Origin of the sequence: Pseudomonas sp. PvP100 (assembly GCF_017833055.1) — a bacterium.
Classification (GTDB): Bacteria; Pseudomonadota; Gammaproteobacteria; order Pseudomonadales; family Pseudomonadaceae; genus Aquipseudomonas; species Aquipseudomonas syringae.
This window is the reverse complement of record NZ_JAFIBO010000001.1, coordinates 3,502,754-3,518,983: the sequence shown is the minus strand read 5'-3', so window position 1 is coordinate 3,518,983 and position 16,230 is coordinate 3,502,754. Positions and strand designations below refer to the sequence as shown.

The 16,230-nt window shown below is 56.2% G+C and carries 17 protein-coding genes and 1 other RNA gene; 9 read left to right on the top strand and 9 right to left on the bottom strand.

The features are described 5' to 3' along the window. Positions 1 to 419 precede the first annotated feature (419 nt). The 7 genes from JOE39_RS15020 to smpB all read right to left on the bottom strand — a co-directional run bounded on the left by JOE39_RS15020 (position 420) and on the right by smpB (position 4,580). Positions 420 to 1,298, bottom strand: a complete 879-nt coding sequence (locus JOE39_RS15020; RefSeq protein WP_210078594.1) for a hypothetical protein — start codon at positions 1,296 to 1,298, stop codon at positions 420 to 422. 49 nt (positions 1,299 to 1,347) lie between these two features. Further along, positions 1,348 to 1,797, bottom strand: a complete 450-nt coding sequence (locus tag JOE39_RS15015; protein WP_210078595.1) for a DUF1493 family protein — start codon at positions 1,795 to 1,797, stop codon at positions 1,348 to 1,350. Further along, positions 1,775 to 2,206 (bottom strand): STM2901 family protein, encoded by a 432-nt coding sequence (locus tag JOE39_RS26545; protein WP_146754867.1) that lies wholly within the window; start codon positions 2,204 to 2,206, stop codon positions 1,775 to 1,777. The genes JOE39_RS15015 and JOE39_RS26545 overlap by 23 nt, the downstream gene beginning before the upstream one ends. 11 nt (positions 2,207 to 2,217) lie before the next feature. Beyond that, entirely contained in the window at positions 2,218 to 2,721 is a 504-nt protein-coding gene (locus JOE39_RS15010; protein WP_210078596.1) for a type VI secretion system tube protein Hcp, read from the bottom strand. Between the two features lie 282 nt (positions 2,722 to 3,003). After that, positions 3,004 to 3,395, bottom strand: a transfer-messenger RNA (tmRNA) gene (gene ssrA / locus JOE39_RS15005). 110 nt (positions 3,396 to 3,505) lie between these two features. Beyond that, positions 3,506 to 3,790 carry a hypothetical protein gene (locus JOE39_RS15000; protein ID WP_003313650.1) on the bottom strand — a complete coding sequence of 95 codons (285 nt, stop codon included), beginning with the start codon at positions 3,788 to 3,790 and terminating at the stop codon, positions 3,506 to 3,508. Positions 3,791 to 4,097: 307 nt separating this feature from the next. After that, positions 4,098 to 4,580, bottom strand: coding sequence for an SsrA-binding protein SmpB (gene smpB, locus JOE39_RS14995; protein ID WP_003313649.1), 483 nt, complete (start codon positions 4,578 to 4,580; stop codon positions 4,098 to 4,100). A gap of 113 nt (positions 4,581 to 4,693) precedes the next feature. Here smpB and JOE39_RS14990 point away from each other — a divergent pair, with 113 nt between their 5' ends. The 3 genes from JOE39_RS14990 to JOE39_RS14980 are packed head-to-tail and all read left to right on the top strand — an operon-like array spanning position 4,694 to position 6,846. Beyond that, a complete protein-coding gene (locus JOE39_RS14990; RefSeq protein WP_024648070.1) occupies positions 4,694 to 6,097 on the top strand; it encodes a sodium-dependent transporter in 1,404 nt (467 codons plus the stop codon). 7 nt (positions 6,098 to 6,104) lie between these two features. Next, positions 6,105 to 6,539: a type II toxin-antitoxin system RatA family toxin gene (locus tag JOE39_RS14985; protein ID WP_003400153.1), complete on the top strand. Its 435-nt coding sequence runs from the start codon at positions 6,105 to 6,107 to the stop codon at positions 6,537 to 6,539. Then, positions 6,532 to 6,846 carry an RnfH family protein gene (locus tag JOE39_RS14980; RefSeq protein WP_024664111.1) on the top strand — a complete coding sequence of 105 codons (315 nt, stop codon included), beginning with the start codon at positions 6,532 to 6,534 and terminating at the stop codon, positions 6,844 to 6,846. The genes JOE39_RS14985 and JOE39_RS14980 overlap by 8 nt, the downstream gene beginning before the upstream one ends. Positions 6,847 to 6,921: 75 nt before the next feature. Here JOE39_RS14980 and JOE39_RS14975 read toward each other — a convergent pair whose 3' ends face one another. Beyond that, positions 6,922 to 7,443, bottom strand: coding sequence for an outer membrane protein assembly factor BamE (locus JOE39_RS14975; RefSeq protein ID WP_003395171.1), 522 nt, complete (start codon positions 7,441 to 7,443; stop codon positions 6,922 to 6,924). Positions 7,444 to 7,541: 98 nt separating this feature from the next. On the opposite strand from JOE39_RS14975, the gene fur reads away from it, so the two are divergent. After that, positions 7,542 to 7,949, top strand: a complete 408-nt coding sequence (gene fur / locus JOE39_RS14970) for a ferric iron uptake transcriptional regulator (protein ID WP_003313643.1) — start codon at positions 7,542 to 7,544, stop codon at positions 7,947 to 7,949. Positions 7,950 to 7,993: 44 nt separating this feature from the next. Here fur and recN read toward each other — a convergent pair whose 3' ends face one another. Next, positions 7,994 to 9,667: a DNA repair protein RecN gene (gene recN / locus JOE39_RS14965; protein WP_003418848.1), complete on the bottom strand. Its 1,674-nt coding sequence runs from the start codon at positions 9,665 to 9,667 to the stop codon at positions 7,994 to 7,996. 270 nt (positions 9,668 to 9,937) lie between these two features. On the opposite strand from recN, the gene grpE reads away from it, so the two are divergent. The 5 genes from grpE (at position 9,938) to carA (ending at position 16,177) form a co-directional block, all read left to right on the top strand. Further along, a complete protein-coding gene (grpE, locus tag JOE39_RS14960; RefSeq protein WP_003313642.1) occupies positions 9,938 to 10,501 on the top strand; it encodes a nucleotide exchange factor GrpE in 564 nt (187 codons plus the stop codon). A 111-nt stretch (positions 10,502 to 10,612) separates the two neighbouring features. Further along, the gene (dnaK, locus tag JOE39_RS14955) at positions 10,613 to 12,529 is read left to right on the top strand and encodes a molecular chaperone DnaK (protein WP_210078597.1); all 1,917 of its coding nucleotides are present in this window, start codon (positions 10,613 to 10,615) and stop codon (positions 12,527 to 12,529) included. 327 nt (positions 12,530 to 12,856) lie between these two features. Then, the gene (dnaJ, locus tag JOE39_RS14950; RefSeq protein ID WP_003395180.1) at positions 12,857 to 13,999 is read left to right on the top strand and encodes a molecular chaperone DnaJ; all 1,143 of its coding nucleotides are present in this window, start codon (positions 12,857 to 12,859) and stop codon (positions 13,997 to 13,999) included. Positions 14,000 to 14,020: 21 nt separating this feature from the next. Then, the gene (gene dapB / locus JOE39_RS14945) at positions 14,021 to 14,824 is read left to right on the top strand and encodes a 4-hydroxy-tetrahydrodipicolinate reductase (RefSeq protein ID WP_210078598.1); all 804 of its coding nucleotides are present in this window, start codon (positions 14,021 to 14,023) and stop codon (positions 14,822 to 14,824) included. A 216-nt stretch (positions 14,825 to 15,040) separates the two neighbouring features. After that, on the top strand, positions 15,041 to 16,177 hold the full coding sequence (carA, locus tag JOE39_RS14940) for a glutamine-hydrolyzing carbamoyl-phosphate synthase small subunit (protein WP_003395184.1): 1,137 nt from the start codon (positions 15,041 to 15,043) through the stop codon (positions 16,175 to 16,177). Positions 16,178 to 16,230: the final 53 nt, after the last annotated feature.

The window sequence follows — 16,230 nt, the reverse complement described above, 5'->3', positions numbered from 1 at the left end:
GGCACGCTAGGCTGACACGCAGCACAGTACGCCCGGAAAGAGTACGCTTCTAATCCTTAGGTGCGTCGGTTTGCTCCATCCGCGTAGTTGCCGCGCGCAGAAACGGTGCCTGTCAGGTATATGGGAATTGACGTAGACGATGCCCTTGAGATGGCAGAGCAGACCGATATCTGGCTTGGATAAGCGACGGTTGAGGCCAGGTCGTCGCTATCCGCCCCATACCGGCGTCTATTTAACAGGCGGTGAAGGCAGGCACTCAGAAGTCGGCCACAAGTCTGGCTCAGCGTGTGGCCTGACTTATGAGCTAGCACCGGTATGCCACCCATCAATGAACATGGGGGTATGAACGAATGCGCTGGGAGCTGGTGTTTCAGCCAGAAGCGAACATCTTCAACAGGGCTATTGTTAAAAAAGAGCGACTACCTCGAATTTTTTGGGCTTAGCATATGCACATATTGGAAACCCGCTTGCTCCCAATCTCGCCAGCCTGGTGTCGTGTTAGGGCGCCAGGGAACATCGATTATTTCAACTAGCTCGTTTGTATCTTGTTCGTAAAGCCCTGCCTGAACGCCTTCAGGAAGTTCTACAGCTAGCGGATAGGTGTTTTTGTACGCGCTATGATCAAGCTTCCATCCGGGTTCTATCTTTTCCAAAATTTCGGTAAGCCTATTTTTCTGAACTTCGGCAATTTTCTCGATGAGCTTATCAAATGTGCAGATAAGAGGTTCGCCCTCTGAAAAGTCGGAGAATCGTGCACTAGGCCGGTCCCCCACACTTTTGTCCAGCGCGCGGCCTGTCCGGATATAGAAATTTAGTAATCCCAAATCGAGCACATCACCTCTCAGTTCTGCTTCGCTCTCAAGCACTGCCAAAATATAAATCTGTGCTGGAAAACCATAAGTCCAGCAGTTTGCATCTTTCAGAGGGTTCCAATAAGTTGTCTTGCTTATACTCCATGTTTTGGGCGCTCTAGTGGTTTTAAATTCACACGTCGTGCCCCAAGTTAGCTGAAGGTCGAACACATCACCGTGAGGTTGGCTCTCGTAGTGCTCACGAATGCTTTTTTCGAGATCACCTTTGCGCGGATGCCAAGTGGTTAGGGTTCGTACCGTTTTGCCAATGATTTTATCAATGTTTTCAATGAAGTGCTGAACTAAGATGTACTCGATCAATACTCCGCGCAGCATAGGAACAGACATGTTTGAAAAAGCCCAGCCCCAAAAGTCGGAAGCTTTGTAGGGGGTTGAGAGATCACCGAGTGAAAACGTAGTTTTCTCACTTATCAGAGGGTTTTTCAAAAGAGGCTCCTTAGATATAGTTGCTGTGTAGGTGGGTCTAATATAAATATTACCTGGTATTTATGCTGAAGCCCGTAATAGGAATTTCTTCGGTTTTGTTGTAAATTGGCAAGCTGCTAAAGCTTGCTTTCTCAAGAGTGTCGCAGTTCCATGCCTTCATTTGGGCTGCTTTATAAAGCATGCCTAACGTCATTACTGTCTTTGCACGCCGATCTTTAGATCTGAAGAACACGAAAATGTCAGTCCCTTCTGGCTTGAAGTAACGATAGTGGTCGTAGTCGCCGGGGTCAACGCCAAAGTATTCGAAAAAATCTTCCATGAAAGCACTGGCATCGTCACCGTCAAGCCCTAGATCCCAACTGGCTCTGGTGGCGAGGCTAAGTGTTTCAAATGCCTTTTTTCCGAATCCAACATAAAAGTAAATTCTCTCTATGAGGTAATTAAGTACTTCATGGTTCAGATCATTTTTATCCATCTTAAAAAACCTGATCTTGTTCATCTACGATGGAGTTGTAGGTGTTCACTGTTACGTATCCTATCTTACCCAGTTCGTATGCAGTATAAGACCATCCGATAACCGGTGTTGCCCGTGCGATGAAACCGCCAATGCTGCGTGTCCATCGTAGGTGTGGCGGAAACCATCCTGTAAGAGAGGGTGCTCTGAAGCTTCCAGGAAACCTGCGGTTGTTTAGAGTGCGTCGCATGACTATGGACATGATGGAAGTGTTGTTAATCGCTCCGCCAGGCTTTGTTCTGGTTGGTATTATGTTGGCACCTAAGACGATGGCTAATGCAGCCCCCGCATCGTCCAATCCAAATTCATCCATTGCCACCTCTGTGGCAATTACAAATAGCAGCTCATTTGCAGTTAATCCGCAGTCGCCGTCGTAACAATATATTCTAGCCACTTAAACCATCCTTATGCGTAAGTGCTATTTTTTACTTGATCCCAGCCGCCGGAGATCTGTCCAATTATCAAGCCTGTGGTTCGGCTTTGCTGTGAATACTGCATGCTGATCTTGGCGTAATTAAATCTAACTACCTCCTCAGGAAAGTTTGAGGGCGACCGCTCAAATAGATTGCCGGATACGACGCCGCTTACTATGACTTCGTCAAATACGTATTCCAGATATTTTTGCTTATCACCGCCCGCACGACGTACATACAGCTTCATCTGCTTGATATGTCGACCAGCGCAACAGGCTTCGAGGATTTTTGGAGTCGCACTGTCAGCGAGTTTTACAATACTGAAGTCGCTTAAATAGACCTTGGCTACGGTAGCCCCGCCTGCCGAGCTTGCAGTCCTAGACACTGATTGAGAGGCTGATAGGCAAAATGTGCTAATCTCAATCCAGTTTTTGCAGTCAGAGTCCGTAGACTCTCCGCTAATGCCATCAATCCAAAGATATGCATCAATACTCATTCCAGCTCCTTGGAATATCTCTTAATGTAATTCATTGACGTCGTACGATAGCACAACTCATACATTTGAGATTCGTCGTCAAGCACCTTTTGCGTGTGCGGGTTGACGTTCCGTGACGTGACCACCTGAAATCGCAAAGCCAGGCCCTTACGGTGCGCGAGCTATGCTCCTTACGAAAAGTAGCTTCTCATCGATGATGCTGCATTGAAGGCAGGCTTGTGTGCGAGTCCACAGAATCTCACCCACAAAAAAAGACGCCCTGAGGCGTCTTCATTTGCAATTTGGTGGAGCCGGGGGGATTTGAACCCCCGTCCGCCAGTACTCCGCTGTCGGTACTACATGCTTAGCCGTGTCTATTAAGTTAACCCTCAGCGACCCGACGGGCAGGGTGCTTTGGGCGAGTTGTGTAAGTTTTAGTCGCTTCGTCCACAACGTACTAGGCGACGATCCTGTTCTATATGACAATCATTTCGGGTTTACAGGCATCCCCTGATGATTGCTGGAGCCGAAGCTACCAGAAGGAAGGCTAGCACCGCTTACGCGGCGAGAGCGTATTCCCCGTAGGTTTCGTCATTGGCAACTATAGAAAGTTGCAACAGTGGATTTACGAGTTCTGTTACCAACTCGGCATGCACCTAAAGTTTCATCACCGGCGTCGAATCCAAATCGGCCCCGAGACTGCTTTCGCAATCGCTGGGGCGCAGTGTACGCCAATTGGCGTGACACGTCGACCCGTCTGCTGCAATCGTTCAGGCCAGCCTGGGTGGCTGGCCTGCTCGAAGGTTTACTTGGTGCCTTCGCTGCCCGAACCGGTGTTTTTCAGTGCAGTGAGCGTCTTGGTGGTGATCTCGACGCATTTTTTCTCGTCGTTCTGCGCTTGGGCCGCTTTGGCGTTCTTCACAGTCGTCTCGAGCATTGTCTTGTTTTCTGGGCTCAAGTTGGTGCTGGACGAAGTGTTAGCGTTTTCGATGGTCTTGATGTTCGCTGCGCACAGATCATCGGCGGCAAAAACCGGCGAAGCCAACAGGGCGGCGCTGAGGAACAATCCAGTGAGGGCGGTACGCTTCATGTGTCTCTCCTTGTAACCTGTGGACTCGGTATGGCCGGTATTTGAGGCCGTCGCCCGAGGGGTTTGAAAGCCCGTTTAATAGTTGGGCCTAAAGGATTGACTGTGGTGTAACGCAGGCGTTCTATTTTATTTTCGGAATACTGCGAAATAGCCACATTGCGCATTCAAGCACCAAAATGAGGCGATCTTCGCTTGGAGGTATCGAACGGGTTGAAGCAGGCGGTGGGGCGGGGTATGGGGGTAAAGGGGTCGATATGAAGTGCCAAATGTCCGGGTCAGGACATCTGGCACACGCCAGCGCCGGGAACTAGTCTTCCTTGCCCTTGGAGCGCACGGCACGCTGGAGTTCACGGTCCGAATCGCGTTCGCGTTCGGTGTGACGCTTGTCGTATTCCTTCTTGCCTTTACCCAGCGCAATTTCGCACTTGACCAGGTGCTCCTTCCAGTAAACGGAAAGGGCGACGCAGGCATAGCCTTTCTGCTGAACCGAGCTGGTGAGCTTTTCGAGCTCGCGCTTGTTCAGCAGCAGTTTGCGGGTGCGTGTCGGGTCAGCGATGACGTGTGTGCTGGCAGTCTTGAGAGGCGTGATGTGGCAACCCATCAGCCAGGCCTCGCCATCCTTGAGCAGCACATAACTGTCGACCAGCTGTACCTTGGTGGCACGCAGGCTTTTTACTTCCCAGCCAGACAGGACCAGACCGGCCTCGAACTTGTGTTCGATGAAGTAATCGTGACGCGCTTTCTTATTTTGCGCGATGGTCCCTGTAGGGTGTTTCTTGAGCTTAGCCATAGGGGGCGCATTATAGGCAGTTGCATCAATGTCGGCTACGGGAAAGCGCGTGCTTGAGCACAAAGGTTGAATCCCGGACAATGCGCGATCTTTTTTGGCTGGGCGTTTCGATAATGTCGACGGACAAGGTTTCGGTCCACGGTAGCTGGGCAAGTCGCTGGGTGTTCATCCTGGCTGCCACCGGCTCTGCTGTGGGGCTGGGCAGTATCTGGAAATTTCCGTACATGGTCGGTGCCTATGGCGGCGGTGCATTTGTACTGGTTTTTCTGGCGTGCATCGCGCTGATCGGTATTCCGGTCATGATCGCCGAGACGCTGATTGGCCGTCGTTCCCGGCTCAGTCCTGCGAATGCGCTCAAGACGCTGGCGCAGGAAGCGGGGCATTCGCCGCGCTGGTCTTGGGGTGCGTTTGCCGGGATGATCACGGCGCTGCTGATTCTCTCCTTTTATAGTGTGGTGGGCGGCTGGTCGCTGGATTACATCATCGACATGGGGCGCGGCGACTTTCAGGGTGTGTCGCCGGATCAGGTCGGTGCTTATTTCGGTGCGGTGATTGCCGACCCGTGGCGTCTGATTCTGTGGCACACGATTTTCATGCTGCTGTCGGCGGTGGTGATCGGCAAAGGTGTCGAGGCCGGGCTGGAGAAGAGTCTGCGCATCATGATGCCAATGCTTTTCCTGCTGATGCTCGCGCTGTTGGGCTATAGCCTGACCACCGGGCATTTCATGGAAGGCGTGCATTTCATGTTCGACTTCAATCCCGAGAAGGTGCTGGATGGCTTGCTGCCTGCGATGGGCCATGCGTTCTTTTCCCTGAGCGTCGGTGTTGGCTCGATCATGGTCTACGGCGCGTACATGACCAAAGGCGCGTCGATCAGCAGCACTGTCGTCGGCATCGCGTTGCTCGATACCTTCGTTTCGCTGTTGGCCGGCCTTGCGCTGTTCCCGATCGTGTTCGCCGCAGGCCTGAACCCCAGCGAGGGGCCGGGCCTGATGTTCGTCACGCTGCCGTATGCATTCGGCAACGTCGCGTTCGGCCAGTTGATGGGCATCGTGTTCTTCGTGTTGGTGGCCGTTGCAGCCTGGAGTTCGGCGATTTCGTTGCTTGAGCCGATGGTTGCCTACCTGGTCGAGCGCACCCGTATTCGCCGCGCCTGGGTGACGTTCTGGTTGGCCTTTACCTGCTGGTTTGTGGGCTTGGGCACGGTGTTCTCGTTCAATATCTGGCAAAAAGCCAAGTTTTTCGTGAACGATGGAGGCGCATTCCATCTCTATCAATGGGGCGCATCGACTGGCCTGGACTTCTTCGGAGTCATTGATTTCTTCACTTCGCGGATCATGTTGCCGCTGGGTGGGTTGTGTTTTGTAGTATTCGCTGGTTGGGTGATGGGCCGTGAGACGGTGCGCGACGAATTGTCGATTCGCAGTCCGCTGCTCTTCAACCTGACGTACTTTTTGATGCGCTACGTGGCGCCGCTCGGCATTCTTGTGGTGTTTGCCGCTCAGCTCTGGAAATGACGCTCACATGACTACGCATATACAACGCTCTGCTTTACTGCCGTACCCGGCCGGGTTCCTTTATGACCTGGTCAATGATGTGGCTCGTTATCCCGAGTTCCTGCCGTGGTGCTCGTCCGCTACCGTGGTTGAAGCCAGTGAGGCGCAGATGCGCGCCAGCCTGGAGATCGCCAAGGGTGGTCTGAGCCAGAAGTTCATGACGCGCAACACGCTGGTTCCCGGCGAGTCGATCGTGATGGACCTGGTCGAAGGGCCGTTCGAACAGTTTCACGGTGTCTGGACGTTCAAGCCGTTGGGCGAGAAAGCCTGCAAGATCAGTCTGGATCTGTCCTTCGATTATGCCGGCACTATCGTCCGCGCCACGCTGGGGCCGCTGTTCAATCAGGCAGCCAACACGCTGGTGGATGCGTTCTGCCAGCGAGCGAAAGAGCTGCATGGCTGACGCATCGATTCAGATAGAGGTGGTTTACGCCTCAGTGCAGCGCCAGGTATTGAAGACGGTCGATGTCCCGGCCGGCTCTTCGGTACGTCAGGCGCTGGCGCTCAGCGGTATGGACAAGGAGTTTCCCGAGCTGGATCTGAGCCAATGCGCCGTCGGTATCTTCGGCAAGGTGGTGGCTGATCCTGCTGCGCGGGTGCTGGAGGCGGGGGAGCGGATAGAGATCTATCGTCCGCTGGTGGCCGACCCGATGGAGATCAGACGTCTTCGCGCGGCCAAGGCGCGTGAGAAAAGAACGCCTCTCGGCTGAGCTCGGGCTGAACGCGCGCTGAATGGAAGACACAAAAAAGCCCGGCATGCCGGGCTTTTTGTTGGGCGCTTTGGACTACCGGGTGTTGGTGTCCAGCGGCTCCTGGGTCGGGACCGGTACTGTCTCGACGCTGTCCACGTCCTTCTGGATTGTATCCAGCAACGAACCTGGCTTGGCCGGTTCCTCAGGCTGCTGCACTGGCTGGTTCTCTGCCGGGGCAGTGGTGTCGCTGCCCTTGCCGAGAATGGCTTCATCGCGGCTGACGCCGGGCATGAAGTCGCCAGACAGGCTCACGAGCTGGTCATTGCCGTTGAATATAAGGCTGACACGCTCCTGCTGGCGTTCACCGCCACCTGGCTGCAGGCTGTACAGGTAATCCCACCGATCGGAGTGGAAAGTGTCGGTCAGCAGGGGGTTGCCCATGATAAACCGTACTTGCCGCCGGGTCATTCCGGGGCGTAACTGGTCTATCATGTCCTGCGTGACGACATTACCCTGCTGGATGTCGATTTTGTAAACCCCGGGGAATGAACAACCGGCGAGTGCGAGCAGTCCCACGAAGGTGAAACTGGTTAGCAAGAGCTTGGTGTTTTGCATCGGTGGGCGACTTCCACTATCTTGGCTGGGACAACGTAAACTCCGATCATACCTGCATTAAGAGAAGCTGCGAAGCAGCGTCTGCGAGAAAGCTGACCATGGTTGAAAATAACGAACTACGTAAAGTAGGACTCAAGGTAACCTTGCCGCGGGTCAAAATACTGCAAATGCTCGATTCTGCAGAACAACGCCACATGAGTGCCGAGGATGTCTACAAGGCTCTCATGGAGGCCAGCGAGGACGTCGGTCTGGCCACGGTTTACCGTGTTCTGACTCAGTTCGAGTCCGCTGGACTGGTGGTGCGCCACAATTTCGACGGCGGTCATGCTGTGTTCGAGCTGGCTGATGGCGGCCACCACGACCACATGGTCAACGTGGAATCGGGTGAGGTGATCGAATTCTTCGACGAAGAAATCGAGAAGCTTCAGAAAGCCATCGTCGAAAGACACGGCTTTGACCTGGTGGACCACAATCTGGTGCTCTACGTCCGTAACAAGAAGGCGTAATCAGCAACAGGGGCGACCGCGGTCGCCTTTGTGCTTTCTATCGCTCAGCTTTTAGCCGTAACGACCATCTTTTTGGCGTGCGCCAGGGATTCCTTGGTCAGGTCGATGCCGCCCAGCATGCGGGCGACTTCTTCTATACGTTCAGTCTTGCTGAGCCTGGATACGGCTGTGCGCGTTGCGTCGTTGTCCCGCACCTTATGCACGAACAGGTGCTGGTGGCCCTGCGCCGCGACCTGCGGCAGGTGAGTGACGGTCATGACCTGGCCGCGCTCGCCAAGGCGACGCAGCAGTTGCCCCACGATCTCGGCGGTCGGTCCGCCAATCCCCACATCCACTTCGTCGAATACCAGCGTCGGCACCCGCGAGGTTTGCGCAGTGATGACCTGAATCGCCAGGCTGATGCGCGACAGCTCACCACCCGACGCGACTTTCGCCAGCGCTTTCAATGGTTGGCCGGGGTTGGCGCTGACCAATAGCTCTACCTGCTCCAGGCCGTGAGGCGAGGGTTCTACGCTGGCGTTGGCTTTGAGGTCGATCTGGAAACGACCGCCGGGCATACCCAGACGATGAATTTCCTGTTCTACGGCGCTGGCCAGTTTCGTCGCCGAATTGTGACGCAGGTCGCTCAGCTCGCGGGCTTTATCCTGATAGTGCCGCGCGAATGCCTGCACTTCATGCTCCAGCCGTTCGATGGATTCGTCGTTCGCATTCAGCGTTTCTATTTCATCCAGCAGCTTTTGTTGCAGTGTCGCCACTTCGCCTGGCTGGATGCGGTGCTTGCGCGCCAGCGTATAGATAGCATCGAGTCGTTCTTCAAGCTGTTGCAGGCGGGCAGGGTCGGCATCGAAGTGATCCAGAAAGCGATTCAGCTCGCCTACCGCTTCTTCTACCTGTATCTGCGCGCTGGACAGCAGCCCTGTGGCCTCGCTCAGGGCGGACGGGGAATGGTCGACGCTGCCAAGGCGATGCAGGCTGGCGGTCAGGGCATTGAGCACGTTGCCGGAATCGCTTTCGCTGCACTGCTCGACCACTTGTCGGCAAATGCTCAGCAGGCTTTCGGCGTTGGTCAGGTCCTTGTGTTCCTGTTCGAGCTGTTCGAGCTCGTTTTCGCCCAGGCTCAGGCTTTCCAGTTCTTCGAGCTGATAGCTCAGCAACTGATGCCGTGCGCGTTGCTCGTCACCCGAATTGGAGAGGCGCTCGAGCTCCTGCCGCGTCTGCCGCCAGCGCTGGGCCGCGAGATGGACCTGGCGGGCCAGATCGGTCGCACCCGCGTATTCGTCGAGCAGGCGTCGGTGGGTGTCGGTCTTGAGCAGCGACTGGTGTTCATGCTGGCTGTGAATATCGATGAGCAGTTCGCCCAGCGCCTTCAGGTCGCCCTGAGGGCAGGGCGAGCCGTTGATATATGAGCGTGACCGACCTTCGGCCGTGATGACCCGGCGCAGGATGCAGGGGCCGTCGTTGTCCAGGTCGCGCTCTTTGAGCCAGGTCTGTGCCTCGGGAATATCGCCCAGGTCGAACGTGGCCAGGATGTCGGCCTTGTCGGCGCCTGGCCTGACCACGCCGCTGTCGGCACGGTCGCCCAGGGTCAGGCCCAGGGCGTCGAGCATGATCGACTTGCCAGCGCCGGTTTCGCCGGTGATGACGCTCATGCCTCGATCCAGTTCAAGGTCAAGGTGTTCGACAATGGCGTAGTTGTGTACGGAAAGGTGCACCAGCATTGAGCGGCTCCCGGGCTGTTTGTCTGGTTATTTATACAGTGTTTTATTTGTGGCTGACAATGCCCTTGCTTAGCTCGATTTGATCGGTCTGCAGTGGTTTTTAGTCCCTCTTGTGTCAATGCGCCATTTTTTGCCGGGCCGGAATCCGGATTATTTGTCAGGGAATGCGTATCTCGATCACAAGAAACCCTTGAAGCCGGAAAATCCGATCCCATATAGGTGGGCAGAAGCGCGAATCGGGATCGCGGACGTTTTTAGAGGAGAAGATGTATGGCTGACGAACAGAATCTGGATGCGCAGGCTCAGGATCAGGCTGCCGAGGCGGGCGCGGGCGATGAACTGACAACCCGTGTGCAGGTGCTCGAAGAGCAACTGGCCGCTGCGCAGGACCAATCCCTTCGCGTGGCTGCGGATCTGCAGAATGTCCGCCGCCGTGCCGAACAGGATGTTGAAAAGGCGCACAAGTTTGCGCTGGAAAAATTTGCCGGTGATCTGTTGCCGATCATCGACAGTCTGGAGCGAGGCCTTGATCTGTCCAGTCCGGACGATGAAAGCATTCGCCCGATGCGTGAGGGCATCGAGCTGACCTTGAAGATGTTCCAGGACACCCTCAAGCGTTATCAGCTGGAAGCCATCGATCCGCACGGCCAACCGTTCAGTGCCGACCAGCACCAGGCGATGGCCATGCAGGAAAGTGCCGACGTTGAGCCCAACACGGTGCTCAAGGTATTTCAGAAGGGTTATCAGCTTAATGGTCGCCTGTTGCGCCCGGCCATGGTCGTGGTCAGCAAGGCACCATCGCCTGCAACGCCGTCAATCAACGAGCAGGCTTGAAATCAGCTGTAAGGCCCCCATTTAAAGGTCAAGCGTTTAAGAGCTACCGCACGGTGTCAACGCACTGGCGGCAACCAAATCCAAGTTTTGCAAGTTTCGGGAGAGTCAAAGATGGGCAGAATTATCGGTATCGACCTGGGGACTACCAACTCCTGCGTCTCCATTCTGGAAAACGGTAACGTCAAGGTTATCGAGAACGCTGAAGGTACTCGTACTACACCTTCGATCATCGCCTATGCAAATGATGGCGAGATCCTGGTCGGTCAGTCCGCCAAGCGTCAGGCGGTCACCAACCCGCACAACACCCTGTACGCGGTGAAGCGTCTGATCGGTCGCAAGTTCGAAGAGGAAGTCGTTCAGAAAGACATCCAGATGGTCCCTTACAAGATCGTCAAGGCTGACAACGGTGACGCCTGGGTTGAAGTGAATGGCCAGAAAATGGCGCCTCCTCAGATTTCCGCTGAAATCCTGAAGAAAATGAAAAAGACTGCCGAAGACTACCTCGGTGAAGCGGTTACCGAAGCGGTCATCACCGTTCCGGCCTACTTCAACGACAGTCAGCGTCAGGCTACCAAGGACGCTGGCCGTATCGCCGGTCTGGACGTCAAGCGCATCATCAACGAACCTACCGCAGCTGCGCTGGCGTACGGTATGGACAAGGCCAAGGGCGACCACACTGTCATCGTTTATGACCTGGGTGGCGGTACTTTCGACGTCTCGGTCATCGAGATCGCCGAAGTCGATGGCGAGCACCAGTTCGAAGTGTTGGCCACCAACGGTGACACGTTCCTGGGTGGTGAAGACTTCGACATTCGTCTGATCGACTACTTCGTCGACGAATTCAAGAAAGAAAGCGGCATGAACCTCAAGGGTGATCCGCTGGCCATGCAGCGTCTGAAAGAAGCTGCCGAAAAAGCCAAGATCGAGCTGTCTTCCAGCACCCAGACCGAAGTCAACCTGCCGTACATCACTGCAGACGCAACCGGTCCTAAGCACCTGGTAGTGAAGATCTCCCGCTCCAAGCTGGAATCGCTGGTTGAAGACCTGGTTCAGCGCACCATCGCTCCATGCGAAATGGCGCTGAAAGATGCTGGCATCGACAGAAGCAAGATCAACGACGTGATTCTGGTCGGTGGTCAGACGCGTATGCCGCTGGTTCAGAAGCTGGTGACCGAGTTCTTCGGCAAAGAAGCACGTAAAGACGTCAACCCTGACGAAGCCGTTGCCATGGGTGCTGCCATTCAGGGCGCAGTCTTGGCCGGTGACGTCAAAGACGTTCTGCTGCTGGACGTCAGCCCGCTGACTCTGGGTATTGAAACCATGGGCGGCGTGATGACTGCGCTGATCGAGAAAAACACCACGATTCCTACCAAGAAATCCCAGGTGTTCTCGACTGCCGATGACAACCAGAACGCGGTAACCATCCACGTCCTGCAGGGCGAGCGTAAGCAAGCCGGTCAGAACAAGTCTCTGGGCAAGTTCGACCTGGCCGAGATTCCACCTGCTCCACGTGGCGTGCCACAGATCGAAGTGACCTTCGACATCGACGCAAACGGCATCCTGCACGTTGGCGCGAAAGACAAGGCCACCGGCAAGCAGCAGTCCATCGTGATCAAGGCCAACTCCGGTCTGTCCGAGGAAGAAATTCAGCAGATGGTTCGCGATGCTGAGGTCAACTCCGAAGAAGATCGCAAGTTCGAAGAGCTGGCCTCTGCCCGTAACCAGGGTGATGCGCTGGTCCACTCGACTCGCAAGATGATCGCTGACGCGGGCGACAAGGTCACCGCTGAAGAGAAGACTGCGGTAGAAGCTGCACTGGTTGCTCTGGAAGCCGCTATCAAAGGCGACGACAAGGCTGCCATTGAAGCCAAGGTCGAAGAGCTGTCGAAGGTTTCCGCGCCAATCGCTCAGAAGATGTACGCCGAGCAGGCTGAAAACCCGGACGCTGCGGCCAAGCCAGCTGAAGAAACTGCCAAGGCTGACGATGTCGTCGACGCCGAGTTTGAAGAAGTAAAAGACCACAAGTAAGCGCAGGCTCACTTGAAAGCCGGTTGACCTCTTTCGAGCGCTGACTGGTAGGATGTCGCCGCGCGGGAGCTTGCTCCCGCGTTGGCGTGTCTGGAACAAGCAAAAATTTCGGCATGTGGAGTTGCTCCGCACGCCACGTGGCAAGATCGCGACGCTCCTGCGTGGCGAATCATTCTGCCGCTTTCTCGGCCGGATGCATCTGGCTGCTGAACGAAGACCAGGATCGTTGAATCGACGTGAGTTGGGTCCGGGCCTGTATGGGGCTCAACGAGTTTGGTGCGGCTCAGGAGAGCCTTCGCCGAACGTCCTCAAGAGTGCGGAAGAATTATGGCAAAGCGTGATTATTACGAAGTGTTGGGAGTGGAGCGAGGCTCCAGCGAGGCGGATCTGAAGAAGGCTTATCGCCGTCTGGCGATGAAGCATCACCCTGACCGCAACCCTGATGACAAAGCATCGGAAGAGCTGTTCAAAGAGGCCAACGAAGCCTACGAAGTGCTTTCCGACGCCAGCAAGCGCGCGGCCTACGATCAGTATGGCCATGCCGGTGTCGATCCGAGCATGGGTGGCGGCGGTGGTTTTGGTGGCGGTGCCGGTGGCGCCAACTTCTCCGATATCTTCGGCGATGTGTTCAGCGACTTCTTTGGTGGCGGCCGTGCCGGTGGCGGCGGTGGTCGTGGCGGCGCTCAGCGTGGCAGTGACCTGCGCTATACGCTGGAGCTGAATCTGGAGGAGGCGGTTCGCGGTACTAACGTGAATATCCGCGTTCCGACGCTGGTCAACTGCAAGCCGTGCGACGGCAGTGGTGCCAAGAAAGGTTCTTCGCCGGTCACATGCCCTACGTGTGGTGGCATTGGTCAGGTGCGCATGCAGCAGGGGTTCTTCTCTGTGCAGCAAACCTGTCCGCGCTGCCACGGCCACGGCAAGATCATCTCTGACCCGTGCGATTCCTGCCATGGCGAAGGTCGCGTCGAAGAGTCCAAGACGCTTTCCGTCAAAGTGCCGCCAGGTGTCGATACCGGTGACCGCATTCGTCTGTCTGGCGAAGGCGAGGCGGGTACCCAGGGTGGTCCGACCGGCGACCTGTATGTCGTGATCAATGTGCGCGAACACGCGATCTTCCAGCGTGATGGCAAGCACCTGTTCTGCGAAGTGCCTATCAGCTTTACCGATGCTGCGCTGGGCGGCGAGCTTGAAGTGCCAACGCTGGACGGTCGCGTCAAACTGAAAATCCCCGAAGGTACCCAGACCGGCAAGCAGTTCCGCTTGCGTGGCAAGGGCGTCGCTCCAGTGCGTGGCGGCGGTGCCGGTGACCTGATGTGCCGTGTTGCAGTCGAAACCCCGGTCAACCTGAGCAAGCGCCAGCGCGAGCTGCTTGAAGAGTTCCGCACCTCGCTTGAAAACGACGAGTCCCATTCTCCGAAAGCCAGTGGCTGGTTTGAGGGTGTGAAGCGTTTCTTCGGCGATCTGTAAGGCTATTAACGGGAGCAGGGCATGCGACGTATTGCTGTAGTAGGCGCCGCCGGGCGTATGGGCAAGACCTTGATCGAGGCGGTTCAGCAGGCGCCGGGCGCCGGGCTGACCGCCGCTATCGATCGTCCTGACAGCACGCTGGTGGGCGCTGATGCGGGCGAACTGGCTGCGCTGGGTCGTATCGGCGTGCCGTTGTCAGGTGATCTGGCAAAGGTGGCGGACGAATTCGACGTTCTGATCGACTTTACTCATCCTTCGGTTACGCTGAAAAATCTCGCGTTCTGTCGCAAGGCAGGCAAGGCGATGATCATTGGTACCACCGGCTTCAGTGCGGAAGAGAAGCAGCGTCTGAAAGAGGCGGGCAAAGACATTCCAATCGTCTTTGCTGCCAATTTCAGCGTCGGTGTGAACCTGTGTCTGAAGCTGCTCGACACCGCTGCACGCGTTTTGGGTGATGAGGTCGATATCGAAATCACCGAGGCGCACCATCGGCACAAGGTCGATGCGCCGTCCGGCACCGCCTTGCGTATGGGTGAAGTGGTTGCCAATGCGCTGGGTCGCGATCTGGAAAAAGTCGCGGTCTACGGTCGTGAAGGCCAGACCGGCGCGCGTGATCGTCAGACCATCGGGTTTGCGACCATTCGTGCCGGTGACGTTGTGGGTGATCACACCGTGCTGTTCGCAGCGGACGGTGAGCGGGTCGAGATCACGCACAAGGCATCCAGTCGCATGACCTTCGCCAAGGGTGCTGTGCGGGCTGCAATGTGGCTCGACGGCAAGGCGCCAGGGCTTTACGACATGCAGGATGTGTTGGGTCTGCATTGATTTCATACAGGGTCATTCGTGGCCCTGTCGCATTTTCCCGCATTTCAGGCTCATTGGTGGTAGACCAAAATGGGCCTTTTCTGTAAGCTACAGCTTTAGTGTGTCCACTAAAAGCGCGCAGATGATTCCATAAGAAAGCGGGGTGACGTAACTACGTCATTCCGCTTTTTTGCAGCCTGCGATCGCCCTTTCAGGTTTTATTTACGGGAGGTCTTCTTGACTAAGCCAGCCATACTCGCCCTTGCTGATGGCAGCATTTTTCGCGGCGAAGCCATTGGAGCCGACGGTCAGACCGTTGGTGAGGTGGTGTTCAACACCGCAATGACAGGCTATCAGGAAATTCTTACCGATCCTTCCTACGCCCAGCAGATCGTTACCCTGACTTACCCGCATATCGGCAACACCGGCACCACCCCTGAAGACGCAGAGTCGAATCGCGTCTGGTCTGCCGGTCTGGTCATTCGCGACCTGCCTCTGGTCGCCAGCAACTGGCGTAACAAGCTGTCCCTCGGTGATTACCTGAAAGCCAACAACGTCGTTGCCATCGCCGGCATCGATACGCGCCGCCTGACCCGCATCCTGCGTGAGAAAGGCGCCCAGAACGGCTGCATTCTGGCCGGCGATAACATCACCGAGGAGGCGGCCATCGCCGCTGCCCGCAGCTTCCCGGGCCTCAAGGGCATGGACCTGGCCAAGGAAGTCTGCACCAAGGACACCTACGAGTGGCGTTCCAGCGTCTGGGATCTGAAAACCGACAGTCACCCTGAAATTGCCGCCTCCGAGCTGCCTTATCATGTGGTCGCCTACGATTATGGCGTCAAGGTCAACATCCTGCGCATGCTGGTCGAGCGCGGTTGCCGCGTAACCGTGGTGCCAGCGCAAACGCCTGCCAGTGAAGTGCTCGCCTACAAGCCGGACGGTGTTTTCCTGTCCAACGGCCCTGGTGACCCGGAGCCGTGCGACTACGCCATCAAGGCGATCAGAGAAGTGCTGGAAACCGACATTCCGGTGTTCGGCATCTGCCTCGGCCATCAGCTTCTGGCGCTGGCCGCGGGTGCCAAGACCGTGAAGATGGGCCACGGCCACCACGGTGCCAACCACCCGGTCCAGGATCTGGACACCGGTGTGGTCATGATCACCAGCCAGAACCACGGTTTTGCGGTGGATGAGGCGACCCTGCCGAGCAACGTTCGCGCCATTCACAAGTCGCTGTTCGACGGCACCCTGCAGGGTATCGAACTGACCGACAAGAGCGCATTCAGCTTCCAGGGTCACCCTGAAGCGAGTCCGGGCCCGAACGACGTCGCGCCTTTGTTCGATCGCTTTATCGAAGCCATGGCCAAGCGCCGCTGACCGGTTGCCTTGAGACTGTAATACGCAGGTGCCCAGGGCGGCCCCGGACTCAA

Bases quoted from the DNA above. Each gene is read 5' to 3' on its own strand.
- grpE (WP_003313642.1), top strand. From the start codon at position 9,938: ATGGCTGACGAACAGAATCTGGATGCGCAGGCTCAGGATCAGGCTGCC.
- JOE39_RS15015 (WP_210078595.1), bottom strand. From the start codon at position 1,797: ATGAACAAGATCAGGTTTTTTAAGATGGATAAAAATGATCTGAACCAT.
- JOE39_RS14990 (WP_024648070.1), top strand. From the start codon at position 4,694: ATGTCGACGGACAAGGTTTCGGTCCACGGTAGCTGGGCAAGTCGCTGG.
- JOE39_RS15000 (WP_003313650.1), bottom strand. From the start codon at position 3,790: ATGAAGCGTACCGCCCTCACTGGATTGTTCCTCAGCGCCGCCCTGTTG.
- fur (WP_003313643.1), top strand. From the start codon at position 7,542: ATGGTTGAAAATAACGAACTACGTAAAGTAGGACTCAAGGTAACCTTG.
- recN (WP_003418848.1), bottom strand. From the start codon at position 9,667: ATGCTGGTGCACCTTTCCGTACACAACTACGCCATTGTCGAACACCTT.
- smpB (WP_003313649.1), bottom strand. From the start codon at position 4,580: ATGGCTAAGCTCAAGAAACACCCTACAGGGACCATCGCGCAAAATAAG.
- dnaJ (WP_003395180.1), top strand. From the start codon at position 12,857: ATGGCAAAGCGTGATTATTACGAAGTGTTGGGAGTGGAGCGAGGCTCC.
- JOE39_RS14985 (WP_003400153.1), top strand. From the start codon at position 6,105: ATGACTACGCATATACAACGCTCTGCTTTACTGCCGTACCCGGCCGGG.
- JOE39_RS14975 (WP_003395171.1), bottom strand. From the start codon at position 7,443: ATGCAAAACACCAAGCTCTTGCTAACCAGTTTCACCTTCGTGGGACTG.
- dapB (WP_210078598.1), top strand. From the start codon at position 14,021: ATGCGACGTATTGCTGTAGTAGGCGCCGCCGGGCGTATGGGCAAGACC.
- dnaK (WP_210078597.1), top strand. From the start codon at position 10,613: ATGGGCAGAATTATCGGTATCGACCTGGGGACTACCAACTCCTGCGTC.
- JOE39_RS14980 (WP_024664111.1), top strand. From the start codon at position 6,532: ATGGCTGACGCATCGATTCAGATAGAGGTGGTTTACGCCTCAGTGCAG.
- JOE39_RS15010 (WP_210078596.1), bottom strand. From the start codon at position 2,721: ATGAGTATTGATGCATATCTTTGGATTGATGGCATTAGCGGAGAGTCT.